Source organism: Paenibacillus protaetiae, from assembly GCF_004135365.1.
GTDB classification, from domain to species: Bacteria; Bacillota; Bacilli; order Paenibacillales; family Paenibacillaceae; genus Paenibacillus_AP; species Paenibacillus_AP protaetiae.
In genome coordinates this window covers 323941-343729 of the sequence record NZ_CP035492.1, presented here as the reverse complement: position 1 = coordinate 343729, position 19789 = coordinate 323941, and the positions used below count along the sequence as shown (strand labels likewise).

Here is a 19789-nt window from a genome sequence, read left to right as displayed (position 1 = left end):
AGGCTAGATGAAGAATCAATGGAGGGGATTTTTTATGCAACGGAGACGATTTACGATCGAGTTCAAACAGCAAGTAATTCATGAAGCCAAAGAAGTCGGGAATGCTGCACAAGTAGCGCGCCGCCATAACATAAATCCGAAGATATTGTACCGTTGGATGGAACAAGCAGAGCACACGGATTGGAAAGCAACCAATTCCTCTGCGAAAGCGGTCAGCGCCTATGTACCTTCGCCACAGGAGTTTCGAACGCTTGAAGGTGAAAACAAACAACTGAAGGAGCTCTTGGGCGAGAAGGATTTGGAGATCGCAGTCCTTCGTGACTTGTTAAAAAAGCAGAAACCAGCTTATCGGACAAGATTGAAATAGCCGACAAATGGATTGAGCTGGGGCATGCAGTGAGCCGCATTCTGCGGATCGTCGGTGTAAGCGAACAGACTTATTACAACCGTAAAAAACAGCCAGGCAACCAAGTCTCTGTAAAGCGTAGAGGTGGTCGTCCTGTGCCTGGTTTCTCGATGACCAAGACAGGAATACCGATTAGTGACGGCCAGATCCAGGAATGGCTCTGTGAACTGTTGAACGGAGAAACAGACGTCTATGGTTACCGTAAGCTGACGATTTGTTTGCGACGTGAGTATGAGCTTGTGATTAACAAGAAAAAAGTATACCGGCTGCTCGATGAGATGGAGATGCTTCAGCCACAGCGGCGTAAACGATTAAAGCATCCGCGCAAACTGGCGAATAACCGTGAGATTAAAGCTTCGAACGAGCTCTGGGAAATGGATATTAAGTATGGCTATATCGCAGGAGAACAGCGCTTTTTCTATTTGCTGTGCGTCATTGATGTGTTAGACCGCGAGATCATCGATTTCCATATGGGACTATCCTGCGAAGGCAAACATGCTGCAGGATTGATTCAACGCACCTTGTGGCAGCGACAGCTATTTAAAACCAAGCAGCGCCCGGTGATTCGCACCGATAACGGACCACAGTTTATTTCTCATGTCTTCGAGGATGCTTGTGTAGTGCATGACGTGACACACGAGAGAATTCCTCCGAAGACTCCGAACAAGAATGCACATATTGAATCGTTCCACAGCTTGTTGGAATCTGAATGCCTGCAGAGGTATGAGTTCAACAGCTACCAGGAAGTTTGCGAGACTGTGGCGAACTATATTCGTTTTTACAACACGCGGCGTATGCACGGAAGTCTGTATGATCTGGCTCCACAGCAGTTCCGTCAAGCAGTTGCTATGCATCAAGTGCAGGCTAAGATTGTTAAAGTTTGAGAAAAACGAAGAGATGCTAAGCTTACGCTAGTTTAAGTGACTGCGACTCAAATATTCGGGGGTTTAACCGGTATTGGTTGAATGATGAGTTCATTCGGCACTGGGTAGCCCCACAAAAAAGAAACCTTGAAGGGCATGAAGCCAATCAATGTCTTTGAATATAGCTAGTTACGAATATACATACAGGTCAATGTCGGAGTCTATAAAATAAAATGTGTAAACTCCCAAAAACCGATTACAATGAAAGCAGAAGAAAGGTTGGGGAGCACACATGGGATTATGGACGAAAGAACAGCTGCGCGCGTTTATTAAGGAAAACCAATTGGTGACGGCACAGGATGCCCAGAACGCGCTGAAGGATCTGTTTGCCGAGACGCTGCAGGAAATGCTGGAAGCCGAAATGGACACGCATCTGGGCTACGAAAAGCATGACGCAAAAAGCAAACAGACGACGAACAGCCGCAACGGCAAAAGCCGAAAAACGGTCACCAGCGAATATGGCGAGCAGGAGATCGCTGTTCCTCGGGACCGCGAAGGCGCCTTTGAGCCGCTGGTTGTGAAAAAGCATCAATCGAACGTCACGGGCATCGAAGATCAGATCGTCGCCCTCTATGCCAAAGGCGTCAGCACACGCGAGATTCAGGATCATCTGCAGCAGTTGTACGGCATTGAGGTGTCGCCAACGCTCATCTCCAATGTCACGAACAAGATCGTGCCGCTCATCAAAGAGTGGCAGAATCGCCCGCTGCAGAGCGTATACGCCGTCGTGTTCCTGGATGCCATCCATTTTAAAGTGAAGCAAGACGGCGCCATTGTGAATAAAGCGGCTTACATGGTCATCGGCATTGATCTGGACGGGAACAAGGATGTGCTGGGCATGTGGATCGGCGAGAACGAGTCCGCGAAGTTCTGGCTCAGCGTCTTAAATGAGTTGAAGAACCGCGGCGTTCAGGATATCCTGATCACCTGTGTGGACAACCTGACCGGCTTCACCCAAGCGATTACGGCCTGTTACCCTCAGACGGAAATCCAGAAGTGCATCATTCATCAAATCCGGAATTCCACGCGCTACGTATCCTACAAGGATCTCAAGAAAGTCACGGCGGATCTGAAGCCGATCTACAAGGCCGCCACAGAGGAAGCTGCGTTAGTGGAACTCGATCGCTTTGAGGAAATCTGGGGCACGAAGTACCCGCTCATCGTGCGTTCCTGGCGCACGAACTGGTCGGAACTCGCCACCTTTTTCAAGTACCCGCCGGAAATCCGCAAACTGATCTACACCACGAACATCATCGAGAGCTACCATCGACAGTTGCGCAAGGTGACCAAAGGTAAGAGCATTTTTCCCTCCGATGAGGCGCTGCTCAAAATGCTTTATCTCTCAACAATGGACGTGATCCGTAAATGGACCGGCCGCGTTCAGAACTGGGGGCAGATGCTCCTCCAGCTCTCCGTCTTTTTTCCGGACCGGGTCGGGCAGCATCTTCGCTAGGCGGCCGCTCCCCCTCGGGGGAGGATTCTTACAAAAGAGTTTACACGAAATTATTGACAGACCCGCGGGGTGTATCGTCATAGCGTTATTTAGGTTACTTTATCAAGCATTGACGTGCGTACAAACGACTTCGAGAAATCTTTACTCAGGTATTACATGGGTTAGATATGTTATTGGTTGAAAGATGGGTTCATTCGTCACCCACCCCAGCCAAAGAAAAAACCTTGAAAGGCACGAAGCCAATCAAGGTTTGACATATACTATCCCGAGTGAACCTCAAAACAAAAGTACCCAAAAGCTAAGTCGTCTTGTACTAATGCCATTTTCAATCTAGATATTTCCATCAACTTTGGGATCAACACGTCTAAAAAATGCAAATATGCTCCTAGTGCCTTTTGGAAAGTGGCTACATCCTCATTTTTAAATAATGGATAGAGAACCTGACCGTATTCAACTTCTTCACTATTCAAGTCCGCATACTCTCTACCAACACATGCCCCAATATACTCTTTTAAATCGTTATCATCAAATTGATCTCTAGATTCCATATAGAACATATAGTCATCGAATTCGATTTGACGGTCTATCTTTTCGTTCACATAAAAAGGAGTAACTCTAATATAGTTGGTGGTGGAGTTTGACTCAATTATTTCTTTAATCAAACTTTTCAATCCTGTTATTGTAGGATAATACCTATACTTCCCATTGTGATAAGCAGTGTTTTCGTAAATAATTTCATTTACGACTCCTTCTTTCCTCTCCATACGATCACCTCTACTTTGTTAAATCCATTTTCCAATCAGCTTTATTTAAATCCGCTACTTGTATTACTTTGCCTGTCCCTTTATCAACTGCTACATAGTGAACATCGTCAACATAGTATAGTGTAACATCATTCCCTGTGTATGGGTTCTTCGATGTCCCTGTCTTTACTGGATTGTTTCTCGCATCGGCAATAGATTCATTTGTCCACCCACGATCAGCTACTTGGTTTTTATACGCAGGCTTACTGAATTTATCACTGAATGTGATGTCTTTACCTGTTAGTTTTGCAGCACCTTCTCCCGCACCCTGAGTGGATGATCCACTACTAGTGCCAGAGGTCTTCACTCCAGAACCAGAGCCTCTTGCCGCGCCTCCTCCACCTCTGCCTCCGAATCCGTTTCCTCCACTCCCTTCAATACATGGCTCACCATCAGCTTCACATGGAAGATTACCTGATGGATCCGTATATTTTAATGGATTATTACTCACATACGTATAAAGATTCAAACTCAGCGGATTGTCAATCTGCCCCTCATACGTATCCTCATTAATAAACCGTCCAACCGATGGATCATAATATCTCGCTCTTAAATAATACAGACGAGACTCCTCATCGTAGACCTCACCTGTATATTTAAAAGGATTGCTCATGATTTCTGAACTCGAAAGAATATTCCCCCACATATCGTAGTTATATGCATTAAGCAACGTTCCATTTGCACTCTTAATAGAAGTAACATCACCGTGGCCATTATAGTAATAATAACCTGATTTACTGGTTGTGTTATCCTCTCGATAAAGAAGTTCACTTCCCCAAATGTTTCGTGCCTTAACATTTCCGGAAGCGTCTAATTCTTCAATGACGTGTCCGCTGGCATACACATAGCGGGTCTTATCCGAATCAACGGTTTTTGAAGCACGCAAACCATCGCCGTAGTAAGTGTAGTTTGAGGTCTCCCCCTCTTTCTCAACGGATATTAATTGATTTTTAGCATTGTAACTATACTCCGTATTCGCTAATTTCAATGATTCCGGATCTACAACAGCCATCAATGACCGATTACTTCTTTCATCATATGAGTACTGATGGATCGAATCAGGTGCCTTCTCCTCAGTAATACGGTTTAGTTTATCGTATGCATACGTGTAGGAAGCATTATTCCGGTCTATCCCCACAATATTTCCAAATCCATCATAACTAAAGTTCTCTTTCCATACCTCTGTGCCACCACGATCATTTTGCACTTGAGAGTCAAGTTGTCCAAAGGCATCCGTTGTCTTAATTTGATTCGAACCATTCGGGTAGGAAATGGTATACGTGTTTGCGTTGTTTGAGGTTTCATACGTATAATTTACTGTTCCCATCCCTGTATACTGAACAGACTTTAATCGACTCAAGCCATCATAGCTGTACGATACCGCCTTTTGATCAGGATACAATAACGAGGTTATACGGTCAGAATCATCATATCCAAATGTATAATTTCTACCTGCAACCGTCTGCTGCTTTAATCTGCCCCACTCATCATATTGATAAGCTATGTTTTCATTCTGATCAGTGGTTATACGGGTAACTTGTCGCGTTAATGGATCATAAGCATATGTCACCCAAAGCAAAGCCTGACCTGCTGCGTTTGCGACTGACTCCTGCTTGACCTCATGATAAGGAGTGTAAGTATACGTACTTGTCTGATTACTTTTATCAGTATACGTATTCACCAAGCCATTAACGGTATATGCATAGGTTTCCTGATTATTTGAGGCATTTGTTTTGCTTAAGAGCCACCCAATTTCGTTATAACTTTTTGTATATTGGACCTCATCATTGATTGATACAGATACGATTTCCCCCAAACTATTGTAGGTGTACCGGTATTTTTGTCCTTGTGCATCCTCTACATAAATGAGATTGCCTACACCATCATATTTGTATTTGGTAATCTGTGTTTTTCCTTGTGCCTCTACTTGCTGTTCCGAAAGTTGACCGGATGGGGTATAACTATTCGTCGTGGTTCGTAAATCAGTAGCGCTTTTCTCGACGACTTTAACTGCCCGTCCTGCACGATCATAATACGTAACGGTTTCTTTGCCATCTGGTCCTACTACCCGAATGGTATTTTGTAAATAACTACTGGAAATGTCGGATTGGTAGACGGCATTTAAATAGTAATAGTTTGTCTTTTGCCCCAGTGCATTTGTAACTGTTTGAACCCCAGATGTCCCATATGACTGACTTGTTTTTTGAGAAACATCACCGTAAGGTAAACTGTTTAACAATAATGTACCTGTGGAGTCCATTTCATTTACCAAAATGGTACGTTCAATATCTCCATTTACCTTCGTTTGCTTCTCAATGTCCCCATACCCCGTATAATACGTAATTGTTTTCTCGCCACTCGGAGAGGTCTGTGTTGTTTTTCGATTGACATCATCATAACTGTAAGACGTCGTTAATGGTGCTCCTGAGTTGGCCGATGAAGGTGTGTAGGTTTCAGTAAGCATCCTGTTCTTAAAATCGTATGTGTAATCTACTTTATTACCGTCCGGATAGGTTTGCTCAATCAATCGATCGTAAGCGTCATATGCATAGTTAAGCGGTAAATCGGTTGCACCTTGCCCTAACCCCAACTTCGTTTTTGTCGTTTCCTGTGTGATGTGCTGACCCTTAGGGTCATACACATAATTCGTAATGAGATCCGACGAATTAGTTAAATATTGATCCCCACTGCTGGACTGCTTTACTTGGACCGGCTGCCTATAACTGTTGTATGCCAGATATTGATTGACGACAGTATCCGTTTTTATCGCATTACTTTCTGGATCACGGTACGTATGTGTAGTCGTTTGCTGGTTCAAAGTGTTATCCGTATTGAATTCATTTGTTGTTTCGCTCGTCACTCCATCTGTGGTAGTTTGTTTGCTGTAACTAGCCTGATGATATGGCCCGGCATAGATCGTCTCAGTCGTATTTCCTAATGTATCTTGAACCTTGCTTACAGTACCATAACTGTCATACGTGTATTCCGTCAGCGTAACGTAATGGGATAGGTTTTCGGGCACTGGAGATGAAGTTGTATCCTCAATGAATTGACGCACAGCATCCGGCTTTGAATTATCTCCATTCGCATGGTCATCTGCTGTAAACACATAGGTTGGTTTTGTCTGATCCCCTGTATAGTAATAACTGGTTGTTTGCCATGGAGCATAGATATAATTATTAGTCCCTTCTTGAAAGTTAGAGCCTTCATTATTATCCATGCTATAGTTTTCTTCCAGTGTAATCAGATATTTACCGTAGTTATTAACGTTGTAATAAGTTGATTGGTACTGTCCGACATAACCTCCATCTGGACTCGCGTCGGGATAATCTATTGCAAGCTCAGTCTTAATCCTATCTCCTTTACGCTTGCTATCGGCTAATCGAAACTTGATTATTTCATTACTACTAGTTGTTTTTGAACGAGGCCACGCTTCCTTATTAGGTCCCGCACCATAACCGTTATAATAGTGTGTAAGTAGCTTTTCTTCACCATTAGCCGCTGTATATTTGAATTGAACGGTTGATACTTCATGATATCCAACATAGGTCAATATGTAGCTGTCCAAGTAAAGGTTGGTCGTTCCTCTAACAAATTCACGAATATTCAGGTCATTATTAGTTGCCCAGGAATCATCGTAAGAATCGTAAGCATAATAAATAGATACGCCTGTATCATTCGTTACTTCTTTTAGCAGAAGATAGCTAATTTCGGCATAGGTATCGAAGTCTTGATCTAACATCCACTGAGACTCCATATTTTTGCCGCCAGCTGCATTTAATATTGGCTTTCGTTTATCATCCAGATCATACATATAATCATCTTCAAAATTGTAACTTGCTTTTGTTTTAGACGTGATGTCGTAATACGTGTATTTTTTTAACTGTTTATTATTTTTATTGTCCACTACAGTATTCAGCACATAATAAGTAGCCCACGCCTTATCTGCAATGATTTCATTGGTACTTGTTTTGTAATTTCGAAATATTAATTTTTGTTCTGTTGTACTCGTAACGTTGTAGCCGATATCTTGAAGCAAATGGTTTTGTGCATCTGTAACTTTTACACGGGTTATACGATTATTTTCTTTCAATATCGTAATGATGCGTCCTACGGTATCTGTAATTTTGATTTGAGTATTGGAAACAGAATACGTTAAAGTATCACCGTATGCATTTTGTTTAGACAGTATCATTCCGTCCTTATTAAACTTGTAGGTTATGAAATCATCAATAACAAGATAGTATATCAGCGAAGAACCTGAACCCTCTGTATGATATTTGACATTTGCATAAGGATAACCGTAGGGCTTTGTAGCCGACCCACGGAACTGATACGATGATCCATCATCCAATGTGAAAGTGAAACTGTCCTGCCCCTCGCCTCCAGTACGGTTATAGACAACTTTATTAATGGTAGCTTCAACGCCTATTCCGTTTACTTTTCCGATCTCAAGTGTAGGAATGTTCAATTGCCAGCCCGTTGCTATGAAATTGAGATTATCACTAATTACTTCTTGAGAGGAAACGTTACCAACACAGTCAAAGCCTACATCACTGCTAAAATATCCATATTGACTTGCTGCACGATCATTGCTGCAAGCAGTACTTTTTGTACCAAGCCTTGCTCCAGGTACAAGGATTTTAGAATATAGCGAGTTATAACTCCTCTCAATTGAAACATCTAATCCGTTTCGTCCTTGTAAGTATATATCCACATCACGCTGCGTACTCGTCTTTAATACCGGATCAACGACATCGTTGGTATTCGTTTTGTAATTGGTTTCTGCATTTTTTTCTGTAAAAACAAAGTCATTATCATTGACTGTGGATGCTGTTGCTACTAGTGCGGATGCAGAAAAAGTATTGGCTTCTACTTCATTGGAAGGAGATAATGAATGATTGCCCTCAATCATTTCAGCAACAGTGCTTGTAAATGATTCAGGATCACGAGTCGACTCGTAGTCATGAACGACAGCAGGAGTAGTTTCTTCGAGTAATTGATATTGAGCAGAATCTAACTTTTCTACACGTGCCATCACGTCTTTTGTCGACCATTCCAACATTTCAATCGATTGCTTCGTGGTTAAAAGACGTGTCAAGATTGGATAGTAGTAAGTTGCAATCTGTTTCATTTCAGTCGAAAACTGATTTCTTATAATTTCGACTTGCTCATTTGTGAATATTTCCCAGTATTGAGTATTTGTAGATTCAACATCCGCTTTTTCGTTATTTTGTTCTTCTGTAATGATTGTAGATTCATCAGTAGTTGCATCATGAATAGATCCTTCTGCTGAAGCATAGTTGTAGTCATAGCCGGTTAATATAGTAGTTAGTAGAGCAACTATTATGATTTGATTTATTATTTTTGAAATACGCAATGCTATATCCTCTCCTATTCAAAAGATAAACTACGAAATTAAAATGCATTACTCTTTAATTATTCTTACTAAATTGCCGTTATTATCATAAATAAACTCATAAATAACTTCACCAGTTTCTGAGTTTGAAATATACTGTAGTTTATTATCAGGTGTATAGCTATATTCTAAATTAATGGGTTCCTTATAATAGTTTTCTGAACCGATGTTCCCAATATTGTCAACACTTCTAATGTAAATTTTCTGCTTTTCATCTACTAAATCAACAATACCACCTAAATAGTCTGTCCATTCTCCCGATTCACCAACTTTATATTGGCTTTTAAATATACCGCTGCCCAAATCAACCCCATTATTAATACTAAATTGGATGTTACCGTTAATACTCTTATAAACACTAAAAGATGGTGATGATGGTCCTGTTCTATCTATTTTGACTTCAAGTTCGGCTGGATTACTCATATTTCCACTCGTATCTATAACTCTCGCATAAATTTTAGTTATCCCCTCTGTATTGATGTCATAATAAGTATACGGATCAGTATCAACCCAATTTGAAGTTTCACCAATCTTAATTTGAATGATATTAGTATCTGGTGAAGCGGGGTCTCCGATATGAATTGTCACTTTATCATTAGTCCACTGTCCATTTGTATAATTAGTAGTTTTACCAGATGCATAAATTACTGGTGATGTTGGCGGCGTCACATCAGGAGGTGTGTAAACGGCAGTTAATCTTGTCTTAATCTGCCTTTCCATAAAGCCTTCAACTCTAACGTAATAAGTTGTTCTAGACTTAATTTCATTACTTAACGATGACAGCAAAGAATTTCGATCTTTATCGTCGTTATAACTTAATAATTTATATTGTTCATCATAGAGTGTTATAACAGTATCTGGTTCAAATCCAGTATTTTGTCCTTCGAAATAATCAGTAAACAATGTGTAATTCCCAGTAGTTAATGGATTCAATTCAAGTGTTATGTATCCGCCACTTTCTACTGATAAATCGACTGGCACTTCCTCTAAAAGATCAGAGTTATTCGCAGATGTAATATGTACTCGTGTGTGCAGCGGAGCGCCATCTTCATCTTCTATGGCAATAATGACCTCTTGACCAGCTAATAATCTAATAGTAGCAGAAGAACCATTGGCTATAAGTTTATATTTGTCTTTTACATCATAAATTGAGACATCTGTTGGAGAAGTATAACCGAAGCCTCCGTAAGCTCCAGTAATAACTTTGTACTCTCCTGATTGTTTAGGGATGTAGTCTAACTCTTGATAAGAATCATCAGTCAATGAAATATCAACAATGTTTTTTATTTGTAAGGTATCAGTCTTATTAAGAATCGCTCTATTAATTTCGTCCCAATTATCAATCTCAATAATATATGTATTTCCAGATAAGGAATAAAATTGGATTATAGAATCATAATAGTCATTCGATATCAATCTTCCAGTCATTAAATTATCTGCATAAATCGCCACACTCTCGTCAGCGTCATTATCAGTTTTCAGTTGGTAGTTTCCACTCTCAAGTGGGATAAAGGTATAATAGTTGCTGCCACCTACAGCAACATCGAAAGGTTTATCTAACAAAACTTCCTGATTTTCGAAAGTAGAGGTAGCAATTATTGAGGAACTTCTAGCAATTTCAGTGTAATCACTATAGGAACTATTTGAATCCAACCTACTATAATTTTGTATTTCTGATAAATATTCATTCGTCAATTCTGTAAAATCTATAGAATTACTATTATTGTCATTATCAAACTGTGCACTTTTTAATAACAATGAATAATATTCGTCCATTATTTCCTTAGCTAATTCATAATTATTTTCTTGGTATGCTATAGTACTAAGTGATTTAAGCTTATTTCCCAACTGTAATAATTCTTGGTCATTTCCCATCTGGTTATAAGTTGCATTAGTAACATTTTCTGTTTTATCTTCTTCACTCTGCTCAACTCCTAAACTACTTTCTGAAACCGTACTATTAGCAACCTCACTAGATTCACTTATTTCAGAACGTCCGAAAGCAATGTCTTGCTGAAATAAAGCGCTTTGCATTATCCATGCGCATATTGCAAGAAAAAGAATTATTGGCAGTGATTTTCCTTTCAATTTTCAATCCCCCTTTTTAATATTTACATAAAAAACATATATTTACAATTATATAATATCATTTAATTATATATTTGAAATTTAATTTTTTGTAAAAATAATTGATATGACCGTAATAATAAACATCTTCCCCATTGATATATAACGCAAATAGTTTCTGTACAAATGATATAGACAAAGTAGTTTTGATATGAGCAGAAGAATACCTAGAAAGAGCTGTTTGGTTGAGATTATACCTACAAAAACAAGCCCCTCCGTAAAAGGGACTTCCCCAAAGCGTGAGACAAATCAAAACACCTTGCATCAAAAAAATGTAAGGTGTTTTTGCAGTGGCAACAAGATTCAGTTACCCCGTAGAAACGAAGATGAAAGCAACTGAAATGAGGTTGGCTGTACGTGAAGTTATGGATGAGTTGGGTATTCGAAACAAGACGCAATTGAAAACGTGGTTCCGCTGGTACCGAAATGGAGAACAACATCGCTTTGAAAGCAACACAGCTATAGTAAAGGTGCGGAATTTGGCACAGAGATGGAGAAACTACGTGCAGAGAACCGTATCCTGAGGCGTCACATCAGAAGTGTTAAAAGAGTCCAAGGCGTTGGAAAGGAGCTGTCGCTTGAAGTCGTAATTCCATGGATGGAAAGCATTCGAGACATCGTTACCGTTCAGCAAGCTTGTGACGGGGTCGGACTTCCGCGTTCTACGTATGTATTACCGCTGGAAGAAGTGCGACTTGTCTACAAAGCCGGACGGCCTCATTACACGCATTCAACAGCTGTTCCAGAAGCATCATTTCCGTTACGGATACCGGAAGATCACAGCGCAGCTGCGCCTCCAAAAGAACGTTAACCACACAACGGATCATGCAACAGCACGGATGGCGGTGCCGGGTTAAGAGGAAGAAACGCAAGCAAACCGGACAGCCCTCCTATGTGGCAGAGCGCAAAAGCTGGTCACCGTCATAACCTATTTGCCATTTGGGAACTGTCTAATGTATTTGTCGAGTATATGGGATCTGTAGAATGGTGAAGTTATCGCCTATAGTACATGAGATAAACAGGATACCTCGAAAAACTCACTTGCACGATAACGGCAATCGTCGTACAAACGGTGCAAACGAACATCCGTTACTATAACGCAATTCGTATTCAAGCGAAACTAAACAACCAGTCACCGATTGAATATCGGCAACTGGCTGCTTGATAAATCAAAGTATTTTGATCCCTGTTTCATTAATGGAGGGGTCAGTCCAATATACTCTAAGGTGTTTTTCCAATATCCTATAAGGGGGTTACTTCATTTTACGGATGGGTTTGTTTCTATTCTTATTTTGCCGTTTGATGTTTAAGTCAATTCCCAATTCCCCGCTCACTTCTTCGCCTTATAAAACTCATGATACAGCTTCATCAGCGCCCGCTTCTCAATCCGCGACACATAGCTGCGGCTGATACCCAGCTCCTTCGCGATTTCGCGCTGCGTCCGCTCTTCGCCGCCCTGGTCGAGGCCGAACCGGCCGCGGATGACTTCCTGCTCGCGGTCGTCGAGGATGTCGAGATTGCGGTATATTTTGCTTTTCTCGATCTTGAGCTGCACCTTGTCTTCGACATCATCGGCTTCTGTGCCGAGGATGTCTATCAGCGTAATTTCATTGCCTTCCTTATCCGTTCCGATCGGGTCGTGCAAGGAGACATCCTTGCGTGTCTTCTTTAATGAACGCAAATGCATAAGTATTTCGTTCTCGATACAACGGGCAGCAAATGTCGCGAGCTTCGTCCCTTTTCCGGTCTGAAAACTTTCGATCGCCTTGATCAGGCCAATCGTACCAATACTAATAAGATCCTCAAGATCCTCGCCCGTATTGTCGAATTTCTTGACGATATGTGCTACCAAACGCAAATTATGTTCAATCAGCAGGTTACGGGAATGCTGATCCCCTTGTGCCATAAGCTGCAAATGCTTCAGTTCTTCATCCTCATGCAGCGGTTGAGGAAATGCATTGTTTTTAACGTACGAAACAAGCAGCGACAGCTGTTTAATGAAAAGCGCAATAGCTGCGAATAATCCCATGTACAGGCACCCCCATGTCGAATTGCCGGGCAGCTCCTCCGCCCCGCCCACCGTGATGTATGGTTCTACATTGTATGTGGGCGGCTGCCTACTCGTGCCTGTACGCCATTTTATTTTGCCCCTGGAGGGGCAAACGGGTTAACTCCGCACACGCCTTCCAATCAACGAATTGGGAGGATGGACCATGTTTTTTGTCGTTTCATAAGCAACTATAAGTTATGCCGCCGGAGCTAGCGGCATATCGTTTTACAACAAGGTGAGAATGGAGGGGATCAGGCATGTCCATATTACGAATCGACGGAACTTCTCCTGAATGTGCTGCGCAAGCAATTCGGCATTTAGAGGATATCGGCAACATCAGAGGCTTCTCTTTATTTGCCGGGGATGTCCCGCAGCCGTACGCGAACGTACCCGGCTTGTATATCGGGGATGACGGAAAGCCGCGAGACAAACGGTCGGATTATCGGCTTATTCTTCTATCCGCTGACTTGGAGCGGCAGGTGTGGATCGAGCTGGCGGACTGGAGTACGAATGAAGCCGCACCGGATTACGCTGCTGAAATCGTACAGCTGTTAGGTGTCAGAGCAAACTTCGGAAGGCTTAACTCCATTACAGATGCAGCCGCTTCACCTGCCCATCACTTCAACTTCATCGCCAGGTTTGCGCCGGAGGGCGAGGAATCAAGCGATTTGAACAGCGGCAAAGTGATGAAGGTGACGATGCGTTTCACGAATCCGGCACATAAGCAGCACGCCAAAGAACAGCTTCATCTGCTGGGACAGCTGCAGCCGCTGCGCGAGTTCGGCGGAGAAGAAGCGGAAATTTATTATTTCCGTTCTTCGTTTGATACGAAACAGGAACTATCCCGCTGCGCCACCAATAACGTATTAACTTTACACCCGCGTTACAGCCTGCCCGATGTAGAGACGATCCACAAGCTTGTGCTTCAGATTGCAGAACAACATGATGCCGAAGTTACGGCGCGAATTTACGAGAAATTGCCGCAAGGCTAGAGACACAGCAAGCCGCAGCCAGTTCAAAAACACCCCTAACACGGGCTTAGTATGGACGCACGAATGTGTGAACCACAAGCCTGTTTTAGGGGTGTTTTTACTCTTGTTATCCTTTTAGCGAACCGGCCATTGCCCCGGAAATAAAATACCGCTGCAGGAATACGAAGACTACTATTAAAGGAAGCGATACGACTGCGACACCGGTCAGCAACATCGGGTAATCCGTTGTATATTCCCCCCGGAACTGCAGCAAAGCAAGCGGCAGCGTCAAATGCTGTTTGCCGGACACCAGCAGCATCGGGAACAGCAGATCGTTCCAAACGATCACGAACAGAAACGCCGAGGTCGCCGCTAAATACGGAGCGCATAGCGGAAACGCGATACGCGTCATGAGGCGCCATTCGCCAGCCCCGTCAATGGAACCAGCCTCTAAAATTTCCTTCGGCAGCGTCCGCATGAAATTAGCGAGCATAAATACCGACAAAGGCAGCAGCGTCGAGATGGAAACCGCCATAAGTCCGGTCAGGCTGTTCGTCCATCCCAGCTCTTTTATAAACTTATAGATCGGAATCATATTCACCTGCGCCGGCACCATCAAGCCGGCCGCAAACAATGCTTGCATCCACGCGCCCGTTTTTTTTCCCGAACGGATGATGGCGAAGGCGATCATGCCCGCAAACAGCAGCTCAAGCAGAACGGTACCGGCGGTAACGTAGATGCTGTTGCCGAAGTAACGCAGCATCGGCTGCCCTTCGAAGATGGAAGCATAATTGTGAAATGACAATGAAGGCGGCAAGCCGATCGGATCCGCAAAAAACTGCGGCGTTGTCTTGAACGACGTGAACACGACGAGCAAAAGCGGCGCAATGATCGCGATTGTAAACAGCAGCAGGATGATTCTGCCGGTAAGGCGCAGCAGCATAGGCCATTCTCCTTTCTTACGTTATGAATAAGACGCGCGGTCCGTGCGGATCACCCGGAACTGCAGCCATGTAATGATGGCAATCAGCATCAGGAAAAAGATCGACCCGGCGGAAGCCAGCCCAAACTTGAAATTCGTAAATGCCGTATTGTATATAAAGGTAGACAAAATTTCCGTCGAATAAGCCGGCCCGCCGTTCGTCATCGTAAATACAAGATCAAACGCTTTAAACGATTGAATCGTCGTATACGAGACAACGACAGCAGCGGCTGGAGCCAGCAGCGGCCATGTGACGCGGAGAAACACCTGCAGCCGCGTTCCGCCGTCCAGCTTGGCCGCCTCCAGCAGTTCGCGAGGAATGCCTTGCAGCCCCGCCACAAACAGGATGACCATCTGCCCGATATGCGCCCACGCCTGAACAGCCGCCAGCGAGAAGATCGCAATCTGCATGTTGCCAAGCCAGTTTTGCGTGAAGCCGGATAACCCGATCTTGTCCAGCGTTCCATTCAACAATCCAAGCGACGGATCATACATAAACGTCCAAATGAAGCCAACCGATACCGACGACAGTATGGTGGGCACAAAATAAAGCGAGCGGAGCGCCGCGGACAGCTTGGACTTACGCTGCAGCATGAGCGCAAGAATAAGCGAAATGACCGTTTGGCAGATGACAACGGCCAGCATAAATTTCAAATTGTTGACCAGCGACTTGCGGAATACGATATGCTCGCTCAGCGTTTTAAAGTTATCCAGCCCGACATAGCTGTAGGACGGCGATAAGCCGTCCCAGTCCGTAAAGGAGTAATAAAAGCCGGATAATGTCGGATACACGAACAACGCGAGATACAAGATCGTTCCCGGCGCAAAAAACAGCAGCAGCGTCCATTTCCGGTTTTTCATCTTATTTGCCCAGCTGCTGATCGACGATTGCTTGCGCATCCTTTGCAGCCTGTTCAGGCGATGTTCCGCCAAGCACCGCTTGAATCGAGTTCGTCACAGCCGTTTGAATTTCCGAATTGGTAATCGTATAACGAGGCTGGAAGCGTGTTTTCTTCGTCGTCCATTCCGATACCGCTTGAAGCTCCTCGCTTGTGTATTGCACATCTTTAACCGTCACATTTTGGCCGGTTCCGTTCGCATATTCCCCTGCAGCCTCTGCGCCGCTCAAAAATGCGATCCATTTTTTCGCTTCTTCCGGATGCTTCGACTTGCTGTTCACCGCCAGCATAAACGTCGTTGTATGAATGCCTTCGTAAACGGCTTGATCAGCCGAAACCGTAATCGGAGCAAGCAGCCCTTGTTCCAGATTCGGGTTGTTCTTTTTGTTTTGTGCCAGCTGGTACGAACCAGTAGCCAGAATAGCCGCTTTTTCTTGTGCGAACAAAGCGCCTGCGCCTTGATCCTTGGTGCCAAGAGCATCCTGCTGGAAATACCCCTTGTCGTTTAATTCCTTGAACTGCGAAAGCGTCTTAACCCACCATTCGTCGGTCAGCTTCGTTTCGCCGGCTTCCAGCTTCGTGAAAATTTCCGGGTCGGTAGCGTTGTTCATCACCATCGTGTTCATGAATTGGCCAGGACCGATGTCCGCTCCCGGGAACGCAATCGGAATGATGCCGTTTTGCTTCAGCTTTTCCGCCATCGCCAGGAAGCTGTCCCAGTCTTTCGGAATTTCAATGCCGTATTTCTCGAACAGCTTAACGTTATAAATCGGCATATTGTACACCAGCTGGTAAGGAAGGGCAAGCTGCTTGCCGTCCTTTTGCCCCGCTTCGATCAGCGCAGGCGTATAGTTGGCGACAAACGATTCGCCTGTCAGATCTGTAAACAAACCGGCCTTCGAGATCGCCTCGAATTGGGCGCCGGGGAACGACGCGAACACGTCGCCAACCGAACCGTCAGTCAACTTCGCTTGAACCGTCGTCTGATATTGGTCGGAAGGGTATACCTGCTGTTCAACTTTGATATTAGGGTTCTCCGCTTCGAATTTTGCAATAAGCGAATCAAAGACCTTTACGTCTTCTCCCCGCCAGTGAACAAAACTGATCGTTACTTTCTTGCCGCTTTTGCCTGAATCTGAGCTGGAATTGGAGCTGTTATCGTTCTCGTTCGAGCCGCATGCAGCGAGCACCGATATTAGGAGTGCTGCCAATAGGGGAAGAAGAAACGCCTTTTTCATCTATCATCACTTCCTGTTTCGTTAATTTGGGTTTGGTACATGATTTGCCAGCCTGCTCCGGAGCAGCGGCATCAGCAGTTTGCCGGAAATTTCGGCTTCCTCCAGATGCGGGTACCCCGACAAAATAAACGTGCTTACGCCCGCGTCTACAAATTCAAGCAGCCTGTCCGTAATTTGCTGCGGGGTGCCAACAAAAGCAACGCCGCCGCCGCCGCGAATCGCTGTCAGTCCCGACCACAGGTTCGGGCCGATCATATAATTTTCTTTTTGCGACTGGCTCCACAGCTCCATCTGGCGCTTCTGGTTCACCGCGTCGCTGCCGGCATGGAGTTTAGCCCGCTCATCCAGCGTTTCCGGATCTACCTTGCTAATAATCTTCCAAGCCGCTTCCCATGCTTCCTGTTCCGTCTCGCGGACGACCACTTGCGCGCGGATGCCGTATTGCAACTCCCGGCGGATGCCTTTCGTATCCTCCAGCTCTTTCAAATAACCTTGCATCCCCGCGATTTGTTCCTTAATCCATTCCAGCGGCTCCGTCCACATCAGGTACACATCGGCGATTTCCGCCGCTGTCCGTTTGCCGGCCTCCGAGCTGCCGCCAAAATAAAGCGGCGGATGCGGGCGCTGGAATACTTCCGGCTTGCAGGTACCGCCTTCCAGCTCATAATAATTGCCATTGTAATCAAAGGAAGGCTGCGCTTCATCATAAGAGTGCTGCCAAACCCCTTTGACGATATCCATAAATTCCTTCGTCCGGGCGTAACGGTCGTCATGGCTGTTATACAGCCTGTCGCCCGTCGCTTTCAAATCTTCTTTATAGTGGCCGGCCACAACGTTAATGAGCACGCGCCCTTCGGACAGTTGATCCAGTGTTGCCGCCATCCTTGCCGATAAAACCGGGCTCATCAGCCCCGGCCGCATCGCGACCAGCGTCTTTAAGTTACGAGTGCGGGAAGCTACCCACGAACCGACCACCCAGGAATCGAGACAATCTCCTCCGGTAGGAATAAGCACCAGCTCGTATCCCGCTTCCTCCGCAGCAACCGCGACCTGTGTCACATATTCCTGTGTCGGTTTTCTTTGCGGCGGAATGCCGATAAATTCTCCATCTCCCGTTGTCGGGATAAACCAGCCGATCTGCACGCTTGAACCGAGTTGACTCATCATCAAGTTCCTTTCTTATCGGACGCAGAGCATCCTTTTTGTTATATACGGCAACGAGCGCTCATTGCCACGCTTTCCAGATATCCGGTCAAGTAATTCCAACAAAACTACTGTGAATAATGTACATAAGCATCATACTAGGTGCGCATACCTGCAAGCAATGTCATTTTGCGTGGACTGTTTTTTGTCATTTTGTGGTGTTGTTCATTTCTTTTTTATGTTATATTTTTCCCAGCGGAATACTTATATTTAGACTAAGAAAGGCGGCTGTTACAGATGCGCCCGAACCTGAAAGAAGAACATAATGAATTTCTTGAAATTTATTTTTTAAACCCGACTCCCTTCGAAATGGCAGGAGCCGCCTGGCCGGTACGCCTCGGCCATAATATAGCCAAACCCCATTACCATATCGGCCCGCGCATTAGTCCTTACTATTACCTGATCTTTGTGCTTGAAGGCGAAGGCACATTTATTCAGCATGGGCGGACTTATCCGCTTCGCCCGAACGACATGTATTGCTTGTTTCCGCAGGTCACCCACGAATATTATACGAATCCGGAAAAACCGCTTAAGAAACTGTTCATCGCCTTTGACGGAAAATTGGCGCTCAAGCTTCTGGAACGGGCCGGGCTGTATGCGCATCAGCCGCACCGGCAAGGCATTCTGACCGAAGAAGCCATTAGCGAGCTGTGGCAGCTTGCGGAGGTTGTCAGCAAAGGCGAGACCCATCATACCGACCTGGAGCGGCTAAGCCTTTTCTACCGCGTATTTGATCGTGTATCCCATCTGTCCGACGAAACGGATCATGCCGCCTCCTACAATTCCGATTGGCTGGTGAAAGGAAAAGAGTTTCTGTCCATTCATTATAACGACGGCATCACTGTAGATCAGGTATCGCAAAATGTGGGGGTCGACCGCACCCACTTCAGCAAGCAATTCCGTAAAGCTTACGGAATATCGCCAGTCCAATACATCCAATATTTAAAAATCAAGGAAGCTACGCTCCTTCTGTTTCAAACGAACTATAAAATTAGCGAAATCGCCCAATCTGTTGGGTATCCCGACGTATTTTCTTTTTCGAGGGCGTTCAAGAAGCTGCAAGGGATGTCACCGAACCGTTATCGGCAAGGTCTGGCGGATGGGGCAATTGCCCCGCCGTCCATTATGGACAACCCGCTATAGGAGGGCTGGAATAGAGGGGTCAAACCGGAAAATGGTTTCAACCAAAAATAGTGAGCGTAAGCGAACCGGGGAAAGTATTACTGCTGAAGGCAATCCTGGAGGCAGGCGAATCCGGGACGGTCACGGCACGGTCCGGCAGCACTCCATCCATGCTGCCGGACCGATGCGCCTG

General features: G+C 44.7%; 13 protein-coding genes and 1 pseudogene. 6 read left to right on the top strand and 8 right to left on the bottom strand.

All coding sequences use genetic code 11. The features are described 5' to 3' along the window. Positions 1 to 7: 7 nt before the first annotated feature. The 3 genes from ET464_RS01435 (at position 8) to ET464_RS01425 (ending at position 2782) form a co-directional block, all read left to right on the top strand. On the top strand, positions 8 to 367 hold the full coding sequence (locus tag ET464_RS01435) for a transposase (protein ID WP_208543879.1): 360 nt from the start codon (positions 8 to 10) through the stop codon (positions 365 to 367). Between the two features lie 29 nt (positions 368 to 396). After that, positions 397 to 1290 (top strand): IS3 family transposase, encoded by an 894-nt coding sequence (locus ET464_RS01430; protein ID WP_165279865.1) that lies wholly within the window; start codon positions 397 to 399, stop codon positions 1288 to 1290. A 271-nt stretch (positions 1291 to 1561) separates the two neighbouring features. Then, positions 1562 to 2782: an IS256 family transposase gene (locus ET464_RS01425; protein ID WP_129437612.1), complete on the top strand. Its 1221-nt coding sequence runs from the start codon at positions 1562 to 1564 to the stop codon at positions 2780 to 2782. A gap of 260 nt (positions 2783 to 3042) precedes the next feature. On the opposite strand, the gene ET464_RS01420 is transcribed toward ET464_RS01425, so the two are convergent. Genes ET464_RS01420 through ET464_RS01410 form a run of 3 tightly spaced genes read right to left on the bottom strand, consistent with a single transcriptional unit; the run spans position 3043 to position 11092 of the window. Continuing rightward, on the bottom strand, positions 3043 to 3546 hold the full coding sequence (locus tag ET464_RS01420) for a hypothetical protein (protein WP_129437610.1): 504 nt from the start codon (positions 3544 to 3546) through the stop codon (positions 3043 to 3045). A gap of 10 nt (positions 3547 to 3556) precedes the next feature. Next, the gene (locus ET464_RS01415; RefSeq protein ID WP_129437608.1) at positions 3557 to 8965 is read right to left on the bottom strand and encodes an RHS repeat-associated core domain-containing protein; all 5409 of its coding nucleotides are present in this window, start codon (positions 8963 to 8965) and stop codon (positions 3557 to 3559) included. 48 nt (positions 8966 to 9013) lie between these two features. After that, a complete protein-coding gene (locus tag ET464_RS01410; RefSeq protein WP_129437606.1) occupies positions 9014 to 11092 on the bottom strand; it encodes a hypothetical protein in 2079 nt (692 codons plus the stop codon). Between the two features lie 329 nt (positions 11093 to 11421). On the opposite strand from ET464_RS01410, the pseudogene ET464_RS01405 reads away from it, so the two are divergent. Next, a pseudogene (locus ET464_RS01405) lies at positions 11422 to 12296 on the top strand (IS3 family transposase). A gap of 165 nt (positions 12297 to 12461) precedes the next feature. Here the strand turns inward: ET464_RS01405 and sigK are convergent. Then, positions 12462 to 13160, bottom strand: coding sequence for an RNA polymerase sporulation sigma factor SigK (sigK, locus tag ET464_RS01400; RefSeq protein WP_129437604.1), 699 nt, complete (start codon positions 13158 to 13160; stop codon positions 12462 to 12464). A gap of 278 nt (positions 13161 to 13438) precedes the next feature. Between sigK and ET464_RS01395 the strand changes: the two genes are divergently transcribed. After that, on the top strand, positions 13439 to 14173 hold the full coding sequence (locus tag ET464_RS01395) for a hypothetical protein (RefSeq protein WP_129437602.1): 735 nt from the start codon (positions 13439 to 13441) through the stop codon (positions 14171 to 14173). Positions 14174 to 14279: 106 nt separating this feature from the next. Here ET464_RS01395 and ET464_RS01390 read toward each other — a convergent pair whose 3' ends face one another. The 4 genes from ET464_RS01390 to ET464_RS01375 are packed head-to-tail and all read right to left on the bottom strand — an operon-like array spanning position 14280 to position 18438. Then, the gene (locus ET464_RS01390; RefSeq protein ID WP_129437600.1) at positions 14280 to 15095 is read right to left on the bottom strand and encodes a carbohydrate ABC transporter permease; all 816 of its coding nucleotides are present in this window, start codon (positions 15093 to 15095) and stop codon (positions 14280 to 14282) included. 21 nt (positions 15096 to 15116) lie between these two features. After that, positions 15117 to 15995, bottom strand: a complete 879-nt coding sequence (locus tag ET464_RS01385; RefSeq protein ID WP_208543878.1) for a carbohydrate ABC transporter permease — start codon at positions 15993 to 15995, stop codon at positions 15117 to 15119. A gap of 1 nt (position 15996) precedes the next feature. Beyond that, complete coding sequence (locus ET464_RS01380) at positions 15997 to 17271, bottom strand: ABC transporter substrate-binding protein (RefSeq protein WP_129437598.1); 1275 nt, start codon at positions 17269 to 17271, stop codon at positions 15997 to 15999. A gap of 21 nt (positions 17272 to 17292) precedes the next feature. Then, the gene (locus tag ET464_RS01375; protein ID WP_341869726.1) at positions 17293 to 18438 is read right to left on the bottom strand and encodes an LLM class flavin-dependent oxidoreductase; all 1146 of its coding nucleotides are present in this window, start codon (positions 18436 to 18438) and stop codon (positions 17293 to 17295) included. A gap of 273 nt (positions 18439 to 18711) precedes the next feature. Here ET464_RS01375 and ET464_RS01370 point away from each other — a divergent pair, with 273 nt between their 5' ends. Next, positions 18712 to 19617: a helix-turn-helix transcriptional regulator gene (locus ET464_RS01370; protein ID WP_129437596.1), complete on the top strand. Its 906-nt coding sequence runs from the start codon at positions 18712 to 18714 to the stop codon at positions 19615 to 19617. The last annotated feature ends 172 nt before the right edge of the window (positions 19618 to 19789 follow it).

Excerpts from the sequence above, each read along its gene's own strand:
- ET464_RS01435 (WP_208543879.1), top strand. The coding sequence starts at position 8 with ATGAAGAATCAATGGAGGGGATTTTTTATGCAACGGAGACGATTTACG.
- ET464_RS01425 (WP_129437612.1), top strand. The coding sequence starts at position 1,562 with ATGGGATTATGGACGAAAGAACAGCTGCGCGCGTTTATTAAGGAAAAC.
- ET464_RS01380 (WP_129437598.1), bottom strand. The coding sequence starts at position 17,271 with ATGAAAAAGGCGTTTCTTCTTCCCCTATTGGCAGCACTCCTAATATCG.
- ET464_RS01420 (WP_129437610.1), bottom strand. The coding sequence starts at position 3,546 with ATGGAGAGGAAAGAAGGAGTCGTAAATGAAATTATTTACGAAAACACT.
- ET464_RS01375 (WP_341869726.1), bottom strand. The coding sequence starts at position 18,438 with ATGATGAGTCAACTCGGTTCAAGCGTGCAGATCGGCTGGTTTATCCCG.
- ET464_RS01370 (WP_129437596.1), top strand. The coding sequence starts at position 18,712 with ATGCGCCCGAACCTGAAAGAAGAACATAATGAATTTCTTGAAATTTAT.
- ET464_RS01385 (WP_208543878.1), bottom strand. The coding sequence starts at position 15,995 with ATGAAAAACCGGAAATGGACGCTGCTGCTGTTTTTTGCGCCGGGAACG.
- ET464_RS01390 (WP_129437600.1), bottom strand. The coding sequence starts at position 15,095 with ATGCTGCTGCGCCTTACCGGCAGAATCATCCTGCTGCTGTTTACAATC.
- sigK (WP_129437604.1), bottom strand. The coding sequence starts at position 13,160 with ATGGGATTATTCGCAGCTATTGCGCTTTTCATTAAACAGCTGTCGCTG.
- ET464_RS01395 (WP_129437602.1), top strand. The coding sequence starts at position 13,439 with ATGTCCATATTACGAATCGACGGAACTTCTCCTGAATGTGCTGCGCAA.